At 57.5% G+C, this 17,969-nt stretch carries 9 protein-coding genes; 2 read left to right on the top strand and 7 right to left on the bottom strand.

Annotated features, from left to right (window positions below; genetic code table 11):
- Window positions 1–382: 382 nt before the first annotated feature.
- From HWX39_RS21730 to HWX39_RS21745, 4 genes are read right to left on the bottom strand one after another with little or no spacing between them, the layout of a single operon-like run.
- Window positions 383–778: a hypothetical protein gene (locus HWX39_RS21730; protein WP_175969912.1), complete on the bottom strand. Its 396-nt coding sequence runs from the start codon at window positions 776–778 to the stop codon at window positions 383–385.
- Window positions 775–1,836, bottom strand: coding sequence for an HNH endonuclease (locus HWX39_RS21735; RefSeq protein WP_175969913.1), 1,062 nt, complete (start codon window positions 1,834–1,836; stop codon window positions 775–777). The genes HWX39_RS21730 and HWX39_RS21735 overlap by 4 nt, the downstream gene beginning before the upstream one ends.
- A gap of 49 nt (window positions 1,837–1,885) precedes the next feature.
- A complete protein-coding gene (locus tag HWX39_RS21740; RefSeq protein WP_244135063.1) occupies window positions 1,886–2,374 on the bottom strand; it encodes a DUF6884 domain-containing protein in 489 nt (162 codons plus the stop codon).
- Window positions 2,367–2,660, bottom strand: coding sequence for a hypothetical protein (locus tag HWX39_RS21745; RefSeq protein ID WP_175969914.1), 294 nt, complete (start codon window positions 2,658–2,660; stop codon window positions 2,367–2,369). Before HWX39_RS21745 ends, HWX39_RS21740 begins: the two co-directional genes overlap by 8 nt.
- A gap of 1,009 nt (window positions 2,661–3,669) precedes the next feature.
- Between HWX39_RS21745 and HWX39_RS21750 the strand changes: the two genes are divergently transcribed.
- On the top strand, window positions 3,670–4,239 hold the full coding sequence (locus tag HWX39_RS21750; RefSeq protein ID WP_175969915.1) for a sce7726 family protein: 570 nt from the start codon (window positions 3,670–3,672) through the stop codon (window positions 4,237–4,239).
- Here HWX39_RS21750 and HWX39_RS21755 read toward each other — a convergent pair.
- Genes HWX39_RS21755 through HWX39_RS21765 form a run of 3 tightly spaced genes read right to left on the bottom strand, consistent with a single transcriptional unit; the run spans window position 4,220 to window position 6,787 of the window.
- On the bottom strand, window positions 4,220–5,293 hold the full coding sequence (locus HWX39_RS21755) for a beta family protein (protein ID WP_175969916.1): 1,074 nt from the start codon (window positions 5,291–5,293) through the stop codon (window positions 4,220–4,222). The two genes, HWX39_RS21750 and HWX39_RS21755, sit on opposite strands and share 20 nt — an antisense overlap.
- Complete coding sequence (locus HWX39_RS21760) at window positions 5,293–6,153, bottom strand: ImmA/IrrE family metallo-endopeptidase (RefSeq protein ID WP_175969917.1); 861 nt, start codon at window positions 6,151–6,153, stop codon at window positions 5,293–5,295. Before HWX39_RS21760 ends, HWX39_RS21755 begins: the two co-directional genes overlap by 1 nt.
- A complete protein-coding gene (locus tag HWX39_RS21765) occupies window positions 6,146–6,787 on the bottom strand; it encodes a hypothetical protein (RefSeq protein WP_175969918.1) in 642 nt (213 codons plus the stop codon). The genes HWX39_RS21760 and HWX39_RS21765 overlap by 8 nt, the downstream gene beginning before the upstream one ends.
- A 719-nt stretch (window positions 6,788–7,506) precedes the next feature.
- Here HWX39_RS21765 and HWX39_RS21770 point away from each other — a divergent pair.
- The gene (locus HWX39_RS21770; protein WP_175969919.1) at window positions 7,507–17,967 is read left to right on the top strand and encodes a hemagglutinin repeat-containing protein; all 10,461 of its coding nucleotides are present in this window, start codon (window positions 7,507–7,509) and stop codon (window positions 17,965–17,967) included.
- Window positions 17,968–17,969: the final 2 nt, after the last annotated feature.

Genomic DNA, 17,969 nt, shown 5'->3' on the forward strand with positions numbered 1-17,969 from the left:
TCAAGAGCGTAAGGACGATGGGTCCATCGTTGGGTTCAATGAGGACGAGGCGCGGCCGGATGATGTTGAGTATCACGTCCCTGCTGCCGACCCTTGGGGTGAAGATTGACGAATTAGTAGAGGCTCGAAGGTCCGGTCTATGCAGATCGTCACCATCCTAATCTTCATGTCCATCAAGCATCTTTCTTCCACGTGCGCACACACGGGGATTGCGGGGCTGTCGCGGAAAATAGGGAGGAGATCGGGGTGAAGGGATACGCTTTGACCTCAGAATCCGCGCGCAAGCACGGACGATGTAAATGAGCCGCCGATCTTTGCTCAGCGGTTTAGTCAGATGACGTGGCGCATGGCGAACGCGGACACTGAACTTGCGACGCTAAATCTATACGACAACAGGACGCAGGCTGATCGGCACGTCGCCAGCGTGCGAAAGGTCGAATTGGCCGATAACTACTGGTTTTCCAGAATTCATCACGCTGGGATAGGCCCAAATTAGGTAGGTCTCGACGTCTTTGATGCGGCCCGCCAGTTCTGCATCGAGAACTCCGACATAGAGGCGAGCGCCGTGCCTCAGACATCCCTCAATCCAGTGGCGATACCCGTTCGCATATCGCCCAGAAATCTCGACGTCACCGCGCTTGCGTTTGTGCCCACCGAAGTAGCTTTTGTTCACCATCCCCCAATAGAACGGCTTCCCGTCCCACTCATGTAGGTAAATCACGCGTGTGAAGTTTTTCGCATCGTCGTACGACATACACCGGTGCCAATCGATCTTCATGCACCCGCCTTTGACTGTTTGCGTGCGCCGGGATCGCTCTCGACAAGATATTTGTCGTATTCGCCTTTCAGCTCGGGACTGACCCAGCGAAGTTCGTGATTGGCATTGAGCTCGATAAGCCCACGGTCCAGCGCCCGATGCAAATCCGCGCGCAGCGGGATACCGTCGGTCGCCTTGTTGTGGCCCAAGCGCCAGTCTCGACCAGGCAGATGTGCGGCATCAAGCAGAGCTTCGACAGCGCATTCCGTGACGACGCATTTGCCATCGTGATGCGCGATCACCGCTCTACGGAAGGCGGGCTGTTCCAAGCGGAGCTGTGCAAGGCGGTACCGCTCCTCCCGCTGTTTCGGTGTTTCGAGTTTGGCTGGTGTCGCCGGCCGATAGTACGAGTACGTCGACGGGCCTTTCTGCATCAGGATGGCGTGCAGTTGATCGCCGGCTTCCGGCAGATCCACGAGGCGGTAGAAGTGCGTCTCGTCCATGACCAGGAAATACCGGCCCTCGTCCAAATCCGACGGCGTCGTACCGAGATACCGCCCGACACACACGATGGACTGGTGGGCGACCCAGTGAAGCACGTAGGCTTCTTTCGGCTCGACGTTTTGCGGCGTGCCTTTCCACTCGCCGTTGAGCCAGCGACGCTTGTTCGAGGGGGCGACGTGGAAGTTATCCTTGGAATCCGGGTGCTTGTTTTTCGTGATGATGACAGGCGCATGCAGCTCGATGAGCATCTCGTACAGCTCGGCGGATGACACACTCGGGTGCAGGGGAGTTTTGTCAGCCTGGCCATTCTTGCCGTGGATCTTGAAATCCAGATTCTTCAGCATGTTATGCCAGCGGCCGTCTAACCTACCCGGGAAATCGCTCGGCATCAAGACGGGTTGGCCAGCCAGTTCTAGCGCGATCGCCGTAATGGCCTTGATCGGGTAACGTTCCCCGTCAATCTCGACCTCGTAATGCCGGGCATTCTGGAACCCGTGGTATCCCGGATTCTTGCGCCAGAATGCGGCGGCTTTTCTGACGTGCTGGGCGGTTACGCGATCTTGGTTGATATCCATGCTATCCCCGTATGCGTGAAGGCAGCGGTGTGGCTTTATGGTGTTGGAATTATCGGTGATTCTTGAGCCACTGGAGTTGTTTGCCGATGGTAAGACCATCCATCGGAATCTCAACCGTGAAGCGGCCGGTGAGGTAGTCCATCAGGAACTCGCGATACCGGTTGCCGACGAGCACGACGCATCGACCGCTCTGCCACGGATCCCGATTCAGGTCTGCCCACAGCTGAACGTCCAACTGCTCGCGTACGCGTTGCGCCCAGTGACGACGGCCGGCGATTGGCATGCGATTCAGTGTCTGCTCGTATGGCTCGATGACCTGATCGGCGGAGATCAGGCCATGCTTGGCCGAGAGGATGTACCAGATTCCGCCGCGACGCTCAACGTACTCACGGGCTTTGCGGAACCATTGCGAGGCGTAAAGATCCTTCGCCGGCATGGCGCGATCGTGCTTCTCTCCGACGCAGGAGACGAGGTAAATATCGATCATGCGCATATTAGTAGAGAATAGATTTGCCGGGGTCACGACTGCATCAGTCATTCATATCCGAATATCCATACCAGCGTCTCTCATGTCCGTTGGGCGGTTGACGTACCAGTCCATACCTGAACAGGGCGACATTGGTCCCAAACTTGAAATCCGGCTTGCTCTGCCAGTTCAAATTGACCTCAGCGATCCACTCCCCTTTATCCATACGGTACGCCACAATCGACATGGGAATCGGATGAACGTTCCAGTCTTCGAAATGCGTTTTGTAGCGTGCATGGATTGCCGCGGTCAATTCTTCTTTGATCCTGTCATTCGGTTCATTGAGGTTGCCGGTCATCTGATTTCCTATTCATTGTCTGTCTTTGAGCCGCAGTCCAGTATCCAGCCGCTCGTCGGATCCATCAGCAGCTGATTCGCATACGCGACTGCTCTGGCGTGAGTAACTGCAGCCGAATACGGCCAGGCTGCGGATGCCTGACATGGGTTTTAATCATGTCGCCCACGCGGGCGAGCTGGCTAATGTCCATCATTGCGCCCTTGAACAATCCACTTTTCGCATGCGTTCGCACAGCCCCGTTAGCACACGCGAAACGTGTCAATCAGTATGTGGTCACAGGAAAAGCATTGGCCGTGGTCCAGGGGGCAAGCAAGCGGGCCTCTCGTGGGCCACGATTCGTCGTGCGTCGGATGAGCTCGGGGTGAAGAAGTATCGCGCGATGGGCGGTACGCAATGGTACTGGACTCTGGAGAACGGTGCGGCCGGCGGTTGGCAGCACCAGCCTTGGCCAACCAGTTCGCCCGGTGCTCCGGCGGCGTTCGATGCGATGTCCGGCAGCGCCGCTCCGACGTACGCCGCTTACAACCCGTCCGCGGGTCATATGGATGCACTTCAGGGGCGGGTAGCTGGATAGCACTCGGCTGTCTCGGCAACCGAAGCACTTGCGCGAGGAGACGCGGGCAGTTAGTGTGCGCTCGCTTATGAAATTCATTGCCTGTTGAAATTGTGCCGGTACGCTCAAAGCCTCGCGGTTGGAGGCATGCGGGTAGTGGGGCGCCCAGACAGACTGGGACGGCTGCGGGCTAATCTGGTCAAGACCTGTAGAATCGCCCATACTCTCGCAGGATCGATGCTTCCCAAGTTGAGCGAAAGCAGGGAGTTCTATTCCGGGCGAGAGCGTTTTCGTGCCAAGTGTAGAAAGAGGGGTTGATGGAGAGCGTCAATCTTCCCCGCGCGAATGCGGCGCTCCGAGTCGAATCATCTCTTGTGCCACCAAAATATCGCTGGTAAGTGGCGCTGACATTATCTCAGACATGTTCTTAACCCTTCTTCATTTTTTTTGATGCACATGCTAGATGACAAGGCGATAAGAAAAGCTCTAATTTCGTTGTTGAATGCACGAAGCCCGAAGCCGAAATTGCTTGTTCATGAACTGGGTGTGCACAACAGTAACGCTATTGTCGACATCGCCGCTATTTATTCAGAGCTTCATGGATTTGAGATTAAGGGTGAGGGTGATAGTGTTTCTCGCGTAGCCAAGCAGTCAAAATATTACAATCTTTCCTTCCCAAAGTTAACCTTGGTGACTACATCGAATCACCTCGCGTGGGCTACAAAAAATCTTCCGAGCTTTTGGGGGATTATTTTGGCCAAATGTGCTTCATCGGGAGTGATTCTAAGTTATATCAGGGCTGCTCGAAATAACCCTGATTTTTGCAAGGAAACATCATTGTTAATGCTTTGGAGGGACGAATTGTTGAATTTGACAAATAAAAATGAATCAATTAAAACCAAAAAGAGTGATACGCGAGCGGAGTTAGCGTCTAAAATTGCATCGAAACTTACAAAGGGTCAGATCGCAACTCTGCTCGCGGAATCGATTGAGATCCGTCAGCAAGCTAAACGACATCCACAATAAAGGTGATATGCGATGAAAGTGTCGCCTTAAGCCATGAGCTCGGGCTTCCCCCGCGTTTGGCTCGCTTCGTAGTCAGCGCACTTCGATCGTAGATGTATTTGTCTCCAAATGAATAGGCTGGCTTTCGGTAGAATGGCTTTGCTACAATTACGTCTGCTATATCGAAATACTGTCCATATCCGTTCGGATGTGTCTTGAAAGCTCCACCTCGTACAACAAAATAGCGTGTGTCGTAGGTATAAAAAACCTTCGGTGCTGCTACGCCTTGAACCATCCATATCTCCAAATCCAGATCAGAGTATTCTGGGCTGACCAGTCCGTAGTCTCCGAAATGTGATTTCGATAAAATCGATTTCGATAGCGATGCCTCAATCTTTTTCCAAAGATGCCACTCCTGGCGCTCAATTGAGGTGTTGCTGTTTGTCGAAAGTATCGCAGTGATCACGGGTGGAATCGAGGATCCGGTAAATACGATTCTATCAATGTAAAAATCCGCGCAAAGAGAATTGACGAAATTTACTGCGACATCCTTCAATTTATCGAGATCCGATGCGACAACGCGAAAATCAATGACCACGTGAATTTCTCTTGGTTTCGCATCCACCAACAGAGGCCAGATTGCTGCCAGATCGGGTTTTGTGAGCTTGTAGCTCTCGATATCTTCAAGAGTGAGTCTAATCGCAACATCGCATCCAGTTTTTTGCACAGTGGCGAGAGCTGCAGGATTGTGACTTCCATCGCGATTCAATGCCACAACAGGAATTGCGTTCAAATGGGAGACGGCTTGAAGGATATAAGCATATTGAGTTTTTCCATTCAGTTTAATCGAGTCATCAAGATCGAAATTGTCGATATAGAAATTCACCTCTGGCAGATGTCTTTCAATATGATCAACGCCAATTCTGATTCGATCTAAAATCTCGCTTTCGGAGATATCTTTTGGTCTTGGTACGTCAAAAAATGGAACTACTCCCTTTTTTCTATAGCCCTCGAATTCCGCCAAGGCAGATATCTCGTTCTTTTTGAATTTCAAGAACGGCGTATATTCTGGCATCACTCAATCTCCAGGATATTTCGAACATCGATTGAATTTACCAATTCGGAGAATATTTTGTAATTCCCGTTCCGTTTCCTCACCATGCCAGCCGCGATGGCAGGATGAACTCCCGCTGCTTTTGCCATCTCATAGAGATCTTCTTGATTCATCGATCGATGTACAGCCGCCTTATTCCAAATTCGCCTAGGAATCAATGAATCGGCGGCCAATCTGTTGGCCTCAATTTCGATATCGGTGGCGTTATCGTCCTCGTCGAGATCGTCAAAAATTGGGTTTTCTAGTTGATCGTAGTGCATTGATATATGCGCCAATTCGTGCAGCAACGTAAACCAAAGATGGTCGTAGCGTGCGTATCTCAAGCTTAGTCCGATTACTGGGACTCCATTTTGCAGCTTCGCTGTGACGCCGTCGAGTTTCATGGATGGAAATGCTTGCTCAAATACGACTGAAATTCCATAGTTCGCGAAAATGAAATTCGAAAGGCTTGTAATGGCTGTAGTGTCCGAGCTTCGTGTTGCTATGGCTCTGAGGTCGGCTTGTGTTATGCCTTTATATTCGATATCGAGGTTGGAAAGCGATTGTGTGCGCGCTTTTTTTAGAACATTGCTGAGCCAAACCAATGTCAATGCTTCGCTTGCGTCCTCGCGTTTTCTAAAAAAAACTGGTGAATCTATCGAGGCTAGCTCGGCGGCGGCATTCATCAAAACCAAGATATCTGACTCGCCGGAAGTGCGTTTTCTTAGCTCCTTCCAGGGGAGGTTGCTGCTTTGATCAACGAGGATGCGCAGTGCGTTTTCAATGCGGCGCTCTTTTTCCAAGGAAAAAGATAGTGCCATGAAGTCGGAGATGTCATCCATTTGCTACCCCCATCAATGCGTTGGCGGCATCCTCTTGAGCTTCGAAAAATCGCAAATTCTCTTTCTCAGGATCCAGACCAAGATCGGTCATGCCGATCTTAATATAATAGGCTTCTGCATTCGGTAAGGAGTGAAGGCAGAATCCGGGTTGGTATCCAAGATCATTTACGGAATAATCTATGCAATGTGAGAGGAGCAATGATCCAACTTGACCAAATTGCTTGGTATAACCCGGTCGATTTCGGTTCCAGCGTGCCGTGGCCAAGTAGTCAATGTAGAATATATCATTTCCACTCATCCTGCTCGGCTCGGGGTGATAGATAATTGCTATTCCCTGAACTCGACCCTCGGCAATCATGTAAAACCATTCATATTGCGGGCCTTTGCACTGAAACGCTTTTCTTGACCACTCCCAGTGCCAGTCTTCCAGATTATATTGCTTAAATAATCCTTGCAGCTTGGCTACGTCGTTCTGAACCCCAGGATTGTTGGCTAGAAGTTCTTGAATAATCTTGGCCTTTTCTTGCCCCCATTCGTGATCCGCTTGGAATACATGGGCAATATTAAAGCCGCTGGATATCTCAAACTCCACTTCCTGCTGACTGTGATTGCATAGAAGCGTATTTTTGGGCATTTCTTTATTTGGCCATTAGTTTTTTTTAAGTGATTTTAACCTTGAAGGAATTGATCCTCAGGGTTAAATCTGGTCTCCTTCGGGTGTTGCCTCACGAGGCAGCGCAGCAGAAGAAATCGAAGCTTGTGCGTTCGAACAACCTCGCCGACCCTGCAGAAATAGGTCCGGATTTCAGAACTATGTCGTCACTGATATTGCCATTGAAAACACCGAACTTCAAGCGCGTTTCGCCTTTTTGGAACGATTACTGATCAAATAAGTTCTTGATTGGGGTCGAGGTACGAAGGCGCCCGCCGTTTTGCGGGGTGCTGCTATTGAACGTGCGTGAGTGGCAAACATGCGCATGTAATTCTTGGTCCCCTGGTCATGCTCATGGCGATAGCAAATCGCGGCTAGTGCGTGGCTTCAATCAGTTTGACACGGCCTCGCGATAGCGATTCACGTTGTGCGGGCGGAGATGGGCCTGTCAATTATGTCAGGATGAATGGGTGGCCTTCCATAAAAATAGAAAGACATTTGTATGAATGGTCGGCGAAACGTCGGACTTTTGCATCTGACTACTATCAACTATTGTCAAATTTCATCAACGTGGTGTCGCAACGAAGTTGCGTCATGCTAACGTCGTCGCAAACGTTTTTCTAGCCGCGATCTTTCGAGAATTATTCCTGCCGTCCGCGCTAGAAAATCCCGAAAAGAATACCAAGCGAATAAGAATGCGAGTGAAGACCACACGACGGACGTCGGCCACGCGCGACGTCCTGGGCGTAATCGTGCGCCCTGAATATTGGATGCGTTACGATTCAGCCGTGCCGCTGCTCGCGAAGCGTTCGCGGCCACTGTGGATGCGTATGACGGCCTTCGTCTTGGCAGTCGTCCTCGCCACCATGTCCATACCCGCCGCGGCACAGATTAATCCGGCCGCCGACGGCAAGGGGCCGTCGGTCTCGACTACCCCATCAGGCGTTCCCCTCGTCCAGATCAATCGGCCGTCCGCTGCAGGCGTATCTGACAACCACTACTCACAATTCTCGACAGGATCCGCTGGGGCCATCCTCAACAACTCGCCGACATCGGCTCAAACCCAACTCGCTGGTTGGGTGCCCGGCAACGCGAATCTGACGTCGGGTGCCAAGATTATTCTCAACCAGGTGACGGGCACATCGCCCAGCATGCTGGGCGGCCCCCTGGAGGTGGCAGGTGCCAGGGCGCAGGTTGTGATCGCAAACGGAAATGGCATCACCTGTTCGGGTTGCGGATTCATCAACACGAACAAGGCAGTCTTGACGACCGGTACGCCGATCCTTGATCAGAATGGCAACCTGTCGGCATTCCGGGTCACGGGTGGCACGGTAACGTTTACCGGCGCGGGCATGAACGCATCGAACGTTGATCGGGTCGACGTGCTCGCACGCGCCGTGCAGCTGAATGCGGCGCTCTACGCGAACCAACTCAACGTCGTGACTGGCACGAATCAGATCGACGCCAACACGCTCGCTGCGACGCCGATCGCCGGCACGAGTGTCGCGCCTTCGTTCGGACTCGACGTGAGTCAGTTGGGCGGGATGTATGCCCAACGCATCCTGTTGGTGGGCACTGAAGCGGGCGTCGGCGTGAACGATGGCGGCACGATCGCCGCGCAGACCGGTGACCTGAGCCTGTCGACGCAGGGGCAACTCACAGTGTCGGGCAACGTCAATGCAGCCGGCAACCTGAATATCGCTGCTCGCTCGGGCGTGTCGAACAGCGGAGCGATTTATGGCCTGCAATCGACCACAGTGAACTCGGTTGGCGACATCGGCAACAGCGGCACCATTGCGGGACAGAATCAAGTATTCGTCAACGGTCAGAACGTTTCTTCGACGGGAACGCTCGCGGCCGGTGTGAACGCCAACGGGCAGATCGGGACGAGCGGCGATCTTACGGTCGTGGCTGGGAATCGACTGACGGCGACCGGTCAGAATCTCGCCGGTGGTAATGCGACGTTGCAAGCAGCAACAGTAGATCTGTCCGGCTCGAAGACCGCGGCGAACGGCAGTCTGGCGATTTCGGCAACGACCGGCGATGTGAATCTCACGGGCGCCACAACACAGGCCGGTCAGCAGGCAAACATCGCAGCCCCGGGCGGCACGGTGCGTAACGATGCGTTGTCGGCCACGCAGATCGCGCAGATCACCGCGCAGCAGATCACTATCAACGCAGCCGCCTTGTCGAACCGCGGCGGGTCCATCCAGCAGACGGGCACGAACAACACGGCAATTCAGATCGCCGGCGTGCTCGACAATACCGGCGGCACGATTACGACCAATGCGACTGATCTCGCGATTCACGCGGGATCGATTGCGAACGCCGGCGGCCAGATCCACCTGGCCGGTAACGGTAAGCTGAGCGTCGCTGCCGGCGCGCTCGGCAACCAGGCAGGGTCGATCGGCAGCAACGGTGCACTCGGCATCAATGCCGCAAGCATTGACAACACCAGCGGCGTCCTCACGTCGATGGGCACCGCTACCGTGGCGTCGACTGGTGCGCTGACGAATGTCAATGGTGCAATCGAATCGTCGCAGGGATTGGCCGTTACGGCGGGCTCGGCGAACAACACCGGCGGACGCATCCAGTCAGATGACGCGTCGGGTATGACGCTCCAGATCGCGGGCCAGTTGACGAATGCCCATGCACCCGGCACGACTTCGGGTGGGTTGATTGGCGCGAACGGCAACACGCAGGTCAGCGCGGGTGCGATCACAAACAGCGGGACCATCAGCAGCGCGCAGCAGCTCGATGTGACGGCGACCCAGGCCGTCGACAATTCCGCGGGAGTGCTCGCCGCAGATGGCATCGCGATCCGAGCGGGCTCGATCAAGAATAATGGCGGCACGATCTCGCAGACCGGCACCGCCGCCGGCGCGACGATCGCAGCAACGGGCGCCGTGGACAATTCCGGTGGCGTCATCGCGGCCAACGGCCCGAACGCGACGATTAGTTCCGGGGCGCTCACGAACGATCAGGGCGCGATTTCGCATGCGGGTTCAGGGAAACTGGACATCCAGACCGGTGCGTTCTCGAACCAGCAGGGGACGATCGCGACGAATGGCGATGCGACGCTCGCCACCGGCTCAGCGACCAACAGCGGCACGATCGAGGCTCAGAAAACGCTGCAGCTGACTTCGTCGTCGCTGACCAATAGTGGCGCTGTCGAATCCGTCGGAGCGCTGTCGGTGAACGCAGGCGCGCAGCTCGCGAATGCCGGCGGGAAAATCCTGGCGGGCACGTCAACTGCACCGACCGCCCTGTCGGTTACAGCTACCGAGATCGACAACAGCCAAGGGGCGCTCGGTGCCGGATCGGTGTCGCTGAATGCGACGAACCTGACGAACCACGGCGGTTCCATCGTTCAGTCGAACTCGAATGGCAGCGCGGCGCTCAACGTTGCGAACACGCTCGACAACAGCAACGGTGGCTCGATTCAGGTCGCGGCCACCAACCTCAGCCTGACGCCGCAAATTCTGAACAATTCGGGCGGCACCATTGCCCACGCGGGGAATGGCGTGCTAACGGTGCAATCTGGCACGGTCACGAACGACGGCGGGTTCCTCGGCTCCAACGGTGCGACGAAGATCAACGCCAGCACGGTGTCGAATCGTGGCGGCACGCTTTCGGCGGTCGGGAGCACATCCGTCACGGGGACGAACGGGGTCGACAACAGCGCGCTGTCGGGCAAGAGCGGTTATATCGGCGGAGCTTCAGTCGCGGTCGGCTCTCAAGGAGCGGTGAACAATACCGGCAGCCTGATAGAAGCTGCGACCGGCTCGGCGAGCGTCAACGGACAGACTGTCACAAACGATGCCGGTGTGATTCGCGCGCTCGGCGCAGCACCCGTGACCGTAACGGCGGTCGGCGCACTGTCGAACCGAGGCGGTTCGATCGGTGGCAATCGCAACGTCTCGGTGTCTGGCGCATCGATCGACAATACGTCGGGCACCTTGGCCGCACTCGGCGACCTGAATGCGACGTCGGCAAGCACGCTGTCAAATGCCAGTGGCCTCGTCGAGGCACAGGGCAACATCAATGCAAACGCAGCTGGCGCGATCTCGAACCAAAGCGGCAAGATCAAGGCGGTCGGCGCAAATAGCGCGCTGACGCTGTCCGGCAGCAGCATCGACAACTCGAGCGGCGCAATCACGAACGCCGGGACCGGCGCGACGACGCTCACGGCAGCCAGCACGATCACGAACGCCAATCCGACGGGTACGGTATCGTCGGGGTTGATCGCCGGCAATGGCGCGGTCACGCTCAACGCCGCGAGCTTGTCGAATACGCAGGGCGGTAATGTGTCGGCCGCAGGCGACCTGACGCTCAACACACCGTCGAGTGTGGTCAACGACGGCGGCACGCTCGCTGCAGGCGGGAACCTGATAGTCAATCAGCCCGGCGCGACTTTTTCGAATGTCGGCGGTTCGGTGTCCGGCGGTAATGTCGCGTTGACCACCGCAGCGCTCGACAACACCCGTGGCGCCATTGCAAATCCGGCCGGCAGCGTAGGCAACGTGGCCATCCAAACGGGCACGCTGACGAACACGAACGGATCGATCGGCAGCACGCAGGATCTGTCAGTGACCGCCAATTCGCTGGTCGGCGACGGGAAAATCGTTGGCGGTCGCGATGCGACGATCAGCCTGCAAGGCAACTATACCTACGATGCTGCAACCCAGATCACGGCGAACCGCAACCTGACGTTTTCGACAACGGGTACATTCACGAACGCCGGTACGCTCTCATCGGCCGGCAATCTGACGCTGAACGCCGCGAATGTTGTCAACCAGGCTGGCGCCGACATCGCGTCGGGCAATGCGGCGGATCCGACTTCCGGCGCGACGACGATCAATGCGGCCGGCGGCGATATCAATAACGCGGGCCGGATCGAAGGCAACACCGTCACGACGGCCAGCAATACGCTGGAAAACAGCGGCTCGATGATCGGCGGAACGGTCTCCGCGAACGCAAATACGCTGACGAACGACGGTGTCGCAGCGATCATCGCCGGTACGAATGGCGTCAATCTGTGGGTGCCGGGTACGGTCAACAACCAGAACGGCGCGACGATCTACAGCCTCGGTGACGTCAACATCGCAGCGAACGGAGCGAAGGACGCAAACGGCAATCTGGTCAACCAGACAGGCACCGTGAACAATCTGTCGTCGACGATCGAGGCGAACGGCAATCTGAACGTTGCCGCAAACCAGATCAACAACGTCCGGCAGAACATCCAGACGACCACCACCACATCGACGCAGACGGCCAAGCTGCTGCCGCTGCCGTGGCTGCACACAGGTTGGGCTGGGGCATCTGCGCCGTTCCAGGATGTGAATACTCTGATTCAGAGCGCGTACTACTTGAACCCGGCGGACATCGTGTCGATCACGCCGATGGTGTCACCCGACGGCGTCCTAATCCAGAAGGTCGTCGTGAACATGCCGGCCAACGCGTCGGCATTCCAGTCCGCCTGGGGCAGCTACGCACGACCGCAATCGAACGGCGGCACGGCCTGGACCGATGGGCAGCAACAGCGCCTCTCGACCACATCCGGTCAGCAGGTCCTGTACGTCCAGACGGTCCAAAACGGTCAGTCGAATCCCGATCAGGCCGGTGGGACGGCGTGGCCGGACCATAGCCTCGATACGGTGGCAAACGTCTACGGCTCCATCAGCTACTCGAGCCAGTACGGCGATTGCACGACGAACTGCGTGCGACTGGAGGTGCAGTCGCAATACATCGATCCGAATAGTCAGTTTCTGAAAGGCGGCAGCCCGAACCTTTCGGGCTCGAATCTGGTCGAGGCCGAGCGTGATGCGACGACCACGACGACGGCGACCACGCTCGCTCCGGGCAGTGGCGCGCCCGCGTTGATGACGTCGGGCGGTGCGATGAACCTGACGATCGGCACGCAGTTGAACAACAACAATGGCACGATTGCAGCCGGTGGCAACCTGAACATCGACGGGCAGGCGAGCAACGGCAGCAATGCGAAGATCGCAAACACGTCGACGCAGCTTGCGACCACCTATTCGTTCTCGAACCGATCGGGATACGGTTCAGTCGGCGGTCCGCAGGTGCCCTCGACGTGGGTGACGTGGACGAATCCGACGATCACGCTCAATACCAGCGTGGCGGGCGGCACGATTACCAGCAATCAGGCAGTCACGATCAACGGCGGCCAGATCTCGAATACCAGCGTGTTGGCAACCGGCGGCGTTACGGGCGCGAGCGCCCAATCGCTCGGTCTGGGAAGTGTCTCGTTGACGGGTTCCGCCGGCAATGGTGCGGTCAGCGGCGGTACGTCGGTCACCACGACGAGCAGCGTGACCGGCAAGACGACCGCGACCACAGTGTCCGGCGCGGTCCGTAATGTGGACGGCGCGCGCTCCTCCGTGTTGAACCCGGTGTTGCCCTCGAGTGGCCTTTACAAGGTGGCGAATTCGCCGGGCGTCAATTACTTCGTGCAGACCGATCCGCGCTTCACGAGCTACTCGAATTTCATCTCCAGCGACTACATGCTGAACCTGCTCGGAATCAATCCGATGCAGACGCAAAAGCGCCTCGGAGATGGTTTCTACGAAACGCAGCTAGTACAGCAGCAGATCACGAGCCTGACGGGTCGGCGCTACTTGCCCGGCTACGCGAGCGACGAAGACGAATACCAAAAACTGATGGCAAGTGGCGTCGCCACTGCCAAGCAATTCAATCTGGAACCAGGCGTTGCGCTCACCGATGCGCAGATGGCGGCGTTGACGCATGACATCGTGTGGCTTGTTAGTGAGACCGTGACGTTGCCGGACGGCTCGAAGCAGACCGCGCTGGTACCGCAGGTCTATCTGGCGAAGACGGACGACGCGTCGCTGTCGCCGACCGGCGCGCTGATCGCGGGCAATACGGTAGCCATTCATGGGACCGATGTGACAAACGCCGCAGGCACGATCGCGGCGACCAAGAACGCACTCGTCGTCGCGGACAACGACATCCAGAACCTGGGCGGCCTGATTTCGGGCGGTAACGTAGGCCTGCAGGCCGGGCACGACATCGTCAATCAGTCGCTCACGAATACCGAAACGGCGAAATTTGCGAACAGTACGTCGAGCCATACGTCGATTGGGGCGGTAGGCCAGATTCAGGCGACGAACAACGCAGTGCTGATGGCGGGTAACTCGATCCGGGTCGAAGGCGCGCAGGTCGCTGCGGGCGGAAATCTTGGGCTGTCGGCCGGCAACGGCATTGACGTCGGCACGGTGCAGACCGGCTCGAGCGTCGGTGCGCGACTCGACTCGCAGAATACCAGCACGTTCAAGACCACGAATCAGGTAGGTAGCACCCTCTCGGCGGGCGGCAATCTGGGCTTGGTCGGTGGCGGAGACATCGGCATCACTGGCAGCAATCTCACGTCGACCGGCGATTTGACAGTTGCGAGTTCCGGGAACGTCAATATCACCAGCCCAAGCAACAGCACGTCCGATTCGCGACATGGCGCGAATTCAAAGGGCTGGAACAGTTTCGATCTGTCCACGCAGTCGAACGTCGGAAGCGCGTTGTCGGCGGGCGGCAACGCCACCGTGCTGGCAGGCGCACGACAGGACACGAACGGCAATCTGGTGCTTGCGACCGACGGTGGTGCTCCGGCGAAGAATCTCACGCTGCAGGGATCGAGTGTCGTCGCAGGCAATAACGGACAAGGGATGAGCGTCGCGACACTCGGCGCGACGGGTGACGTGAACATCGGCGCCGCCCAGGACACCACGACATTTAATAGCGCGAGCCATTCGTCCGCGAGCCATTTCCTCTCGCACTCAACGACTGATACGAGTCAGCAGTTCACCGCGACCCATTCGACGGGTTCGCTCGTGTCAGGGGATACGGTGGCGGTAACGGCGGGGCACGATTTGAACGTCCAAGGCAGCGCTGTGGTTGGCACGAACGCGGTGACGCTCGGCGCGAAGAACGACGTCAACATTACGACGTCGCAGGACACCGTCGATTCGAGCAGCTACTACCACACCAGCAAGTCGGGCTTGATGAGCAGTGGCGGAGTTGGCGTGACGATTGGCAGCCAGTCGCTTGCGCAGACGGACAAATCATCCTCCGCGACCAACAATGCAAGTACGATCGGCGCATCCAACGGGAACGTCACGATCAATGCTGGTCGCAACCTGGGCGTTACCGGCAGCCAAATCGTGGCAGGCGGCAATGTGGCGATGACCGGGCAAAACGTGACCGTCAATTCCGCGTATGACACCTATACCGACGTGCAGACCCAGCAAGCTCGTCAGGCCGGCCTGACGGTCGGCCTGGGCGGTGGTGTGCTGCAAACCGGTCAGACGATGGTGAACGACGTGCGGTCCGGCGCGGCTTCCGGCGATTCGCGTTTAATGGCTGTACAGGGGCTGGCTGCGGCGGAATCGGCTTATCAGAACCGAGGCGCGATCGGAAGCACGGCGAGTGCATTGGCGAACGGCAATGGCAGTCAGGCAGCGAACGCGTCTGGTATCCAATTGCAGATCAGCGTCGGCTCCAGCCAAAGCAACAGTTCATCCAGCACATCGATCTCCACCGCGAGGGGCTCGTCGATCATCGGCAATGGAAACGTGTCGATTACCGCAACCGGTGCACCCGGCGCGGATGGCAAGGCCCAAGCTGGCACAGGTGACATCGTGATGACCGGCGCGACCGTTCAGGGCAAGAACGTCTCGCTCGGCGCCAATAACAACATCACACTGCAGGCCGCGCAAAGCACGGAACAGGACACGAGCTCGAATAGTTCGAGCGGCTGGAATGCGGGTGTCGGGATCGGTGTGAACAGCAAGGGCGGCGCAGGCATTAGTGTCTTTGCCGGTGGCTCAGCATCGCATGGCAACGGCAATGGTTCGAGCGTGACCCAGGAAAATACGACCGTGACCGCCAGCAAGAATCTGACGATCAAGTCAGGTGGCGACACGACGTTGTCGGGCGCGCAGATTTCGGGCGATACGGTGAAGGCCGATGTCGGCGGTAATCTGACGATGACGAGTCTGCAAGACACGTCGACTTACGATTCCAAGCAGAACAGTATCAGCGGCGGGGCTAGCTACACGTTTGGCGCCGGCGGTTTCTCGGGAAGCCTGTCCGCGAACCAGACGAAGATCAACAGTAACTACGCGTCCGTCAATCAGCAGACGGGAATCGTCACGGGCAGCGGCGGTTTTGACGTGAATGTCGCCGGGCACACCCAACTCAACGGCGCCGAAATCGCAAGCGCGGCGCCTGCGGACAAAAACAGCCTGACGACCGGCAGCTTGGGATACACGAACATCCAGAATGTGATGTCGTATTCTGGCTCGTCGACTGGTGTTTCGGTCGGCACGGGAGGTCCCATTGGCGTAACCGGCGGCCCGCAGTTGTCGCAGACCGGAGACAACGCGAGCGGCACGACGTCCGCGGCGGTGAGTGCGGCGACCATCACGGTGAAATCGGACCAGCAGACCGGCAAGGACAGTACGGCCGGCCTGTCACGCGATACGGCGAACGCGAACCAGACCGTCCAGAACACCTTCAATCTGCAAGAGGTGCAGAACAACCTTGCCTTTGCGCAGACGTTCGGGAAAACAGCGACGTTCGCTGTGGCCGAAGCGACAACGCAGTTGGTGAACAACAGCAACAACCCGCAGTTGAAGGCGTTGTTCGGTGAAGGCGGCGCTGGCCGGGATGCGCTTCATGCAGCGGTCGCGGCGATTGGTGCTGCGTTGTCCGGCGGGAATGTCGCCGGGGCTGTCGGCGGGTCGATCGCGGGCGATGCATTGCAGGCGCTCGCCGCACCGATTATCGATCAGGCGGTGGCGTCGCTGCCGGCGGGCGCACAGGACGCCGCACGTACGATCCTGAACAGTGTGGTGGCGACTGCAGGTGGTGCGGCGGGTGGTGCTCTTGCCGGAGGCGGTTCGCAGGGCGCGATCGCAGGCGCGGGTGCAGCCGCGAACAATGATGTCTACAACCGACAACTGCACCCCGACGAGCGGAAGCTGATCTCGAGTGCGGCCAATACGATTGCGACGTCACAGGGGAAAACGGCGGCCGACCAGGCGAAGATCGCGCAGTATTGGACCGATATGTTGACGTTGGTCGCCAATGCAGACGTCGACGCGCAGGGCCAGCAGCAACTGAACCAGACCATCGCGCAGCTGACGCAGGCAGCTCAAGCGTCTGGTAACTATCAGGCGCTGCTGACGTTCCAGCAAAACCTGACGACTGCCCAGCAGATCATCAAGGGGATGTCGGGCCAGACGATCACCGGTGCCGGTGGGCCAATCGTGGCCGACGACGGTGTGCTCAAGACGTTCCAGGCGACGGGTTCGCAATTCAACGACTCGTCGCTGTTCGGTACGCCGGGCGGTACGAAGACCGGTCTGGCAATCGGCGAGACGCCGTCGTCGGCCGGTGTCGGGTCCCAGTACTACGTCGCTCCGAACGGTCCGACCAACCAGCAGTTGTCGGCATTCACGAACGATCTCGTTCAGCAGGCAGGCACGCCCAATGGTGCCGCCACACCCGCCTATCCTCTCGAAACGGTCGTGCTTGGGAATATGGCGGGCAAGGTCGTAGCCGGTGCGCTGGGTGCGATTTTTGGCGACACGGCCGAGACCGTTGCAGCGGCCGTATCGAAGCCGAGCGCTCCGGTACCGGTCAAGCCCGTCAACAATCTGTTCGGACAGACGTTGGACGGCCCGATCGTGACGCATACGGTGGGTATCCAGGATGGGACGCTCGGCGAATCCATCGGATTGCAGGCGCTGAAAAATGAGACCAATCTGTCGTTCAAGGCACTGCAGAACAATAGCGGCCACGGCGCAGACGGCGTGGCCATCGACTCAGGGAGCAAGACCATTTGGGTTGCCGAAGTAAAATCGTCGCAGAACGGTGTCGGTTCTGCCGCGACGGCGCAAGGTGATCCCGTAACGAAGCTGGACGGCTGGGTAAACTCCGCGCTCAATCCAAACGGAACCCCATGGGCCGCCCAACCAGGAAGCAATGGAGCCTTGGCACAGAGCATTCGAGATGCCCTTCTCGACGGTTATCAAGTCAAGGGTATCCAGGTTCAGGTTGGGGTGCCGGCTCCTGGCGCCACAGGCGCGACGCAGATTTCCATTCAGCCATGGGCAAAGTGATC

This window comes from Burkholderia sp. BCC0322, assembly GCF_902833045.1.
In the GTDB taxonomy this organism is placed as follows: domain Bacteria; phylum Pseudomonadota; class Gammaproteobacteria; order Burkholderiales; family Burkholderiaceae; genus Burkholderia.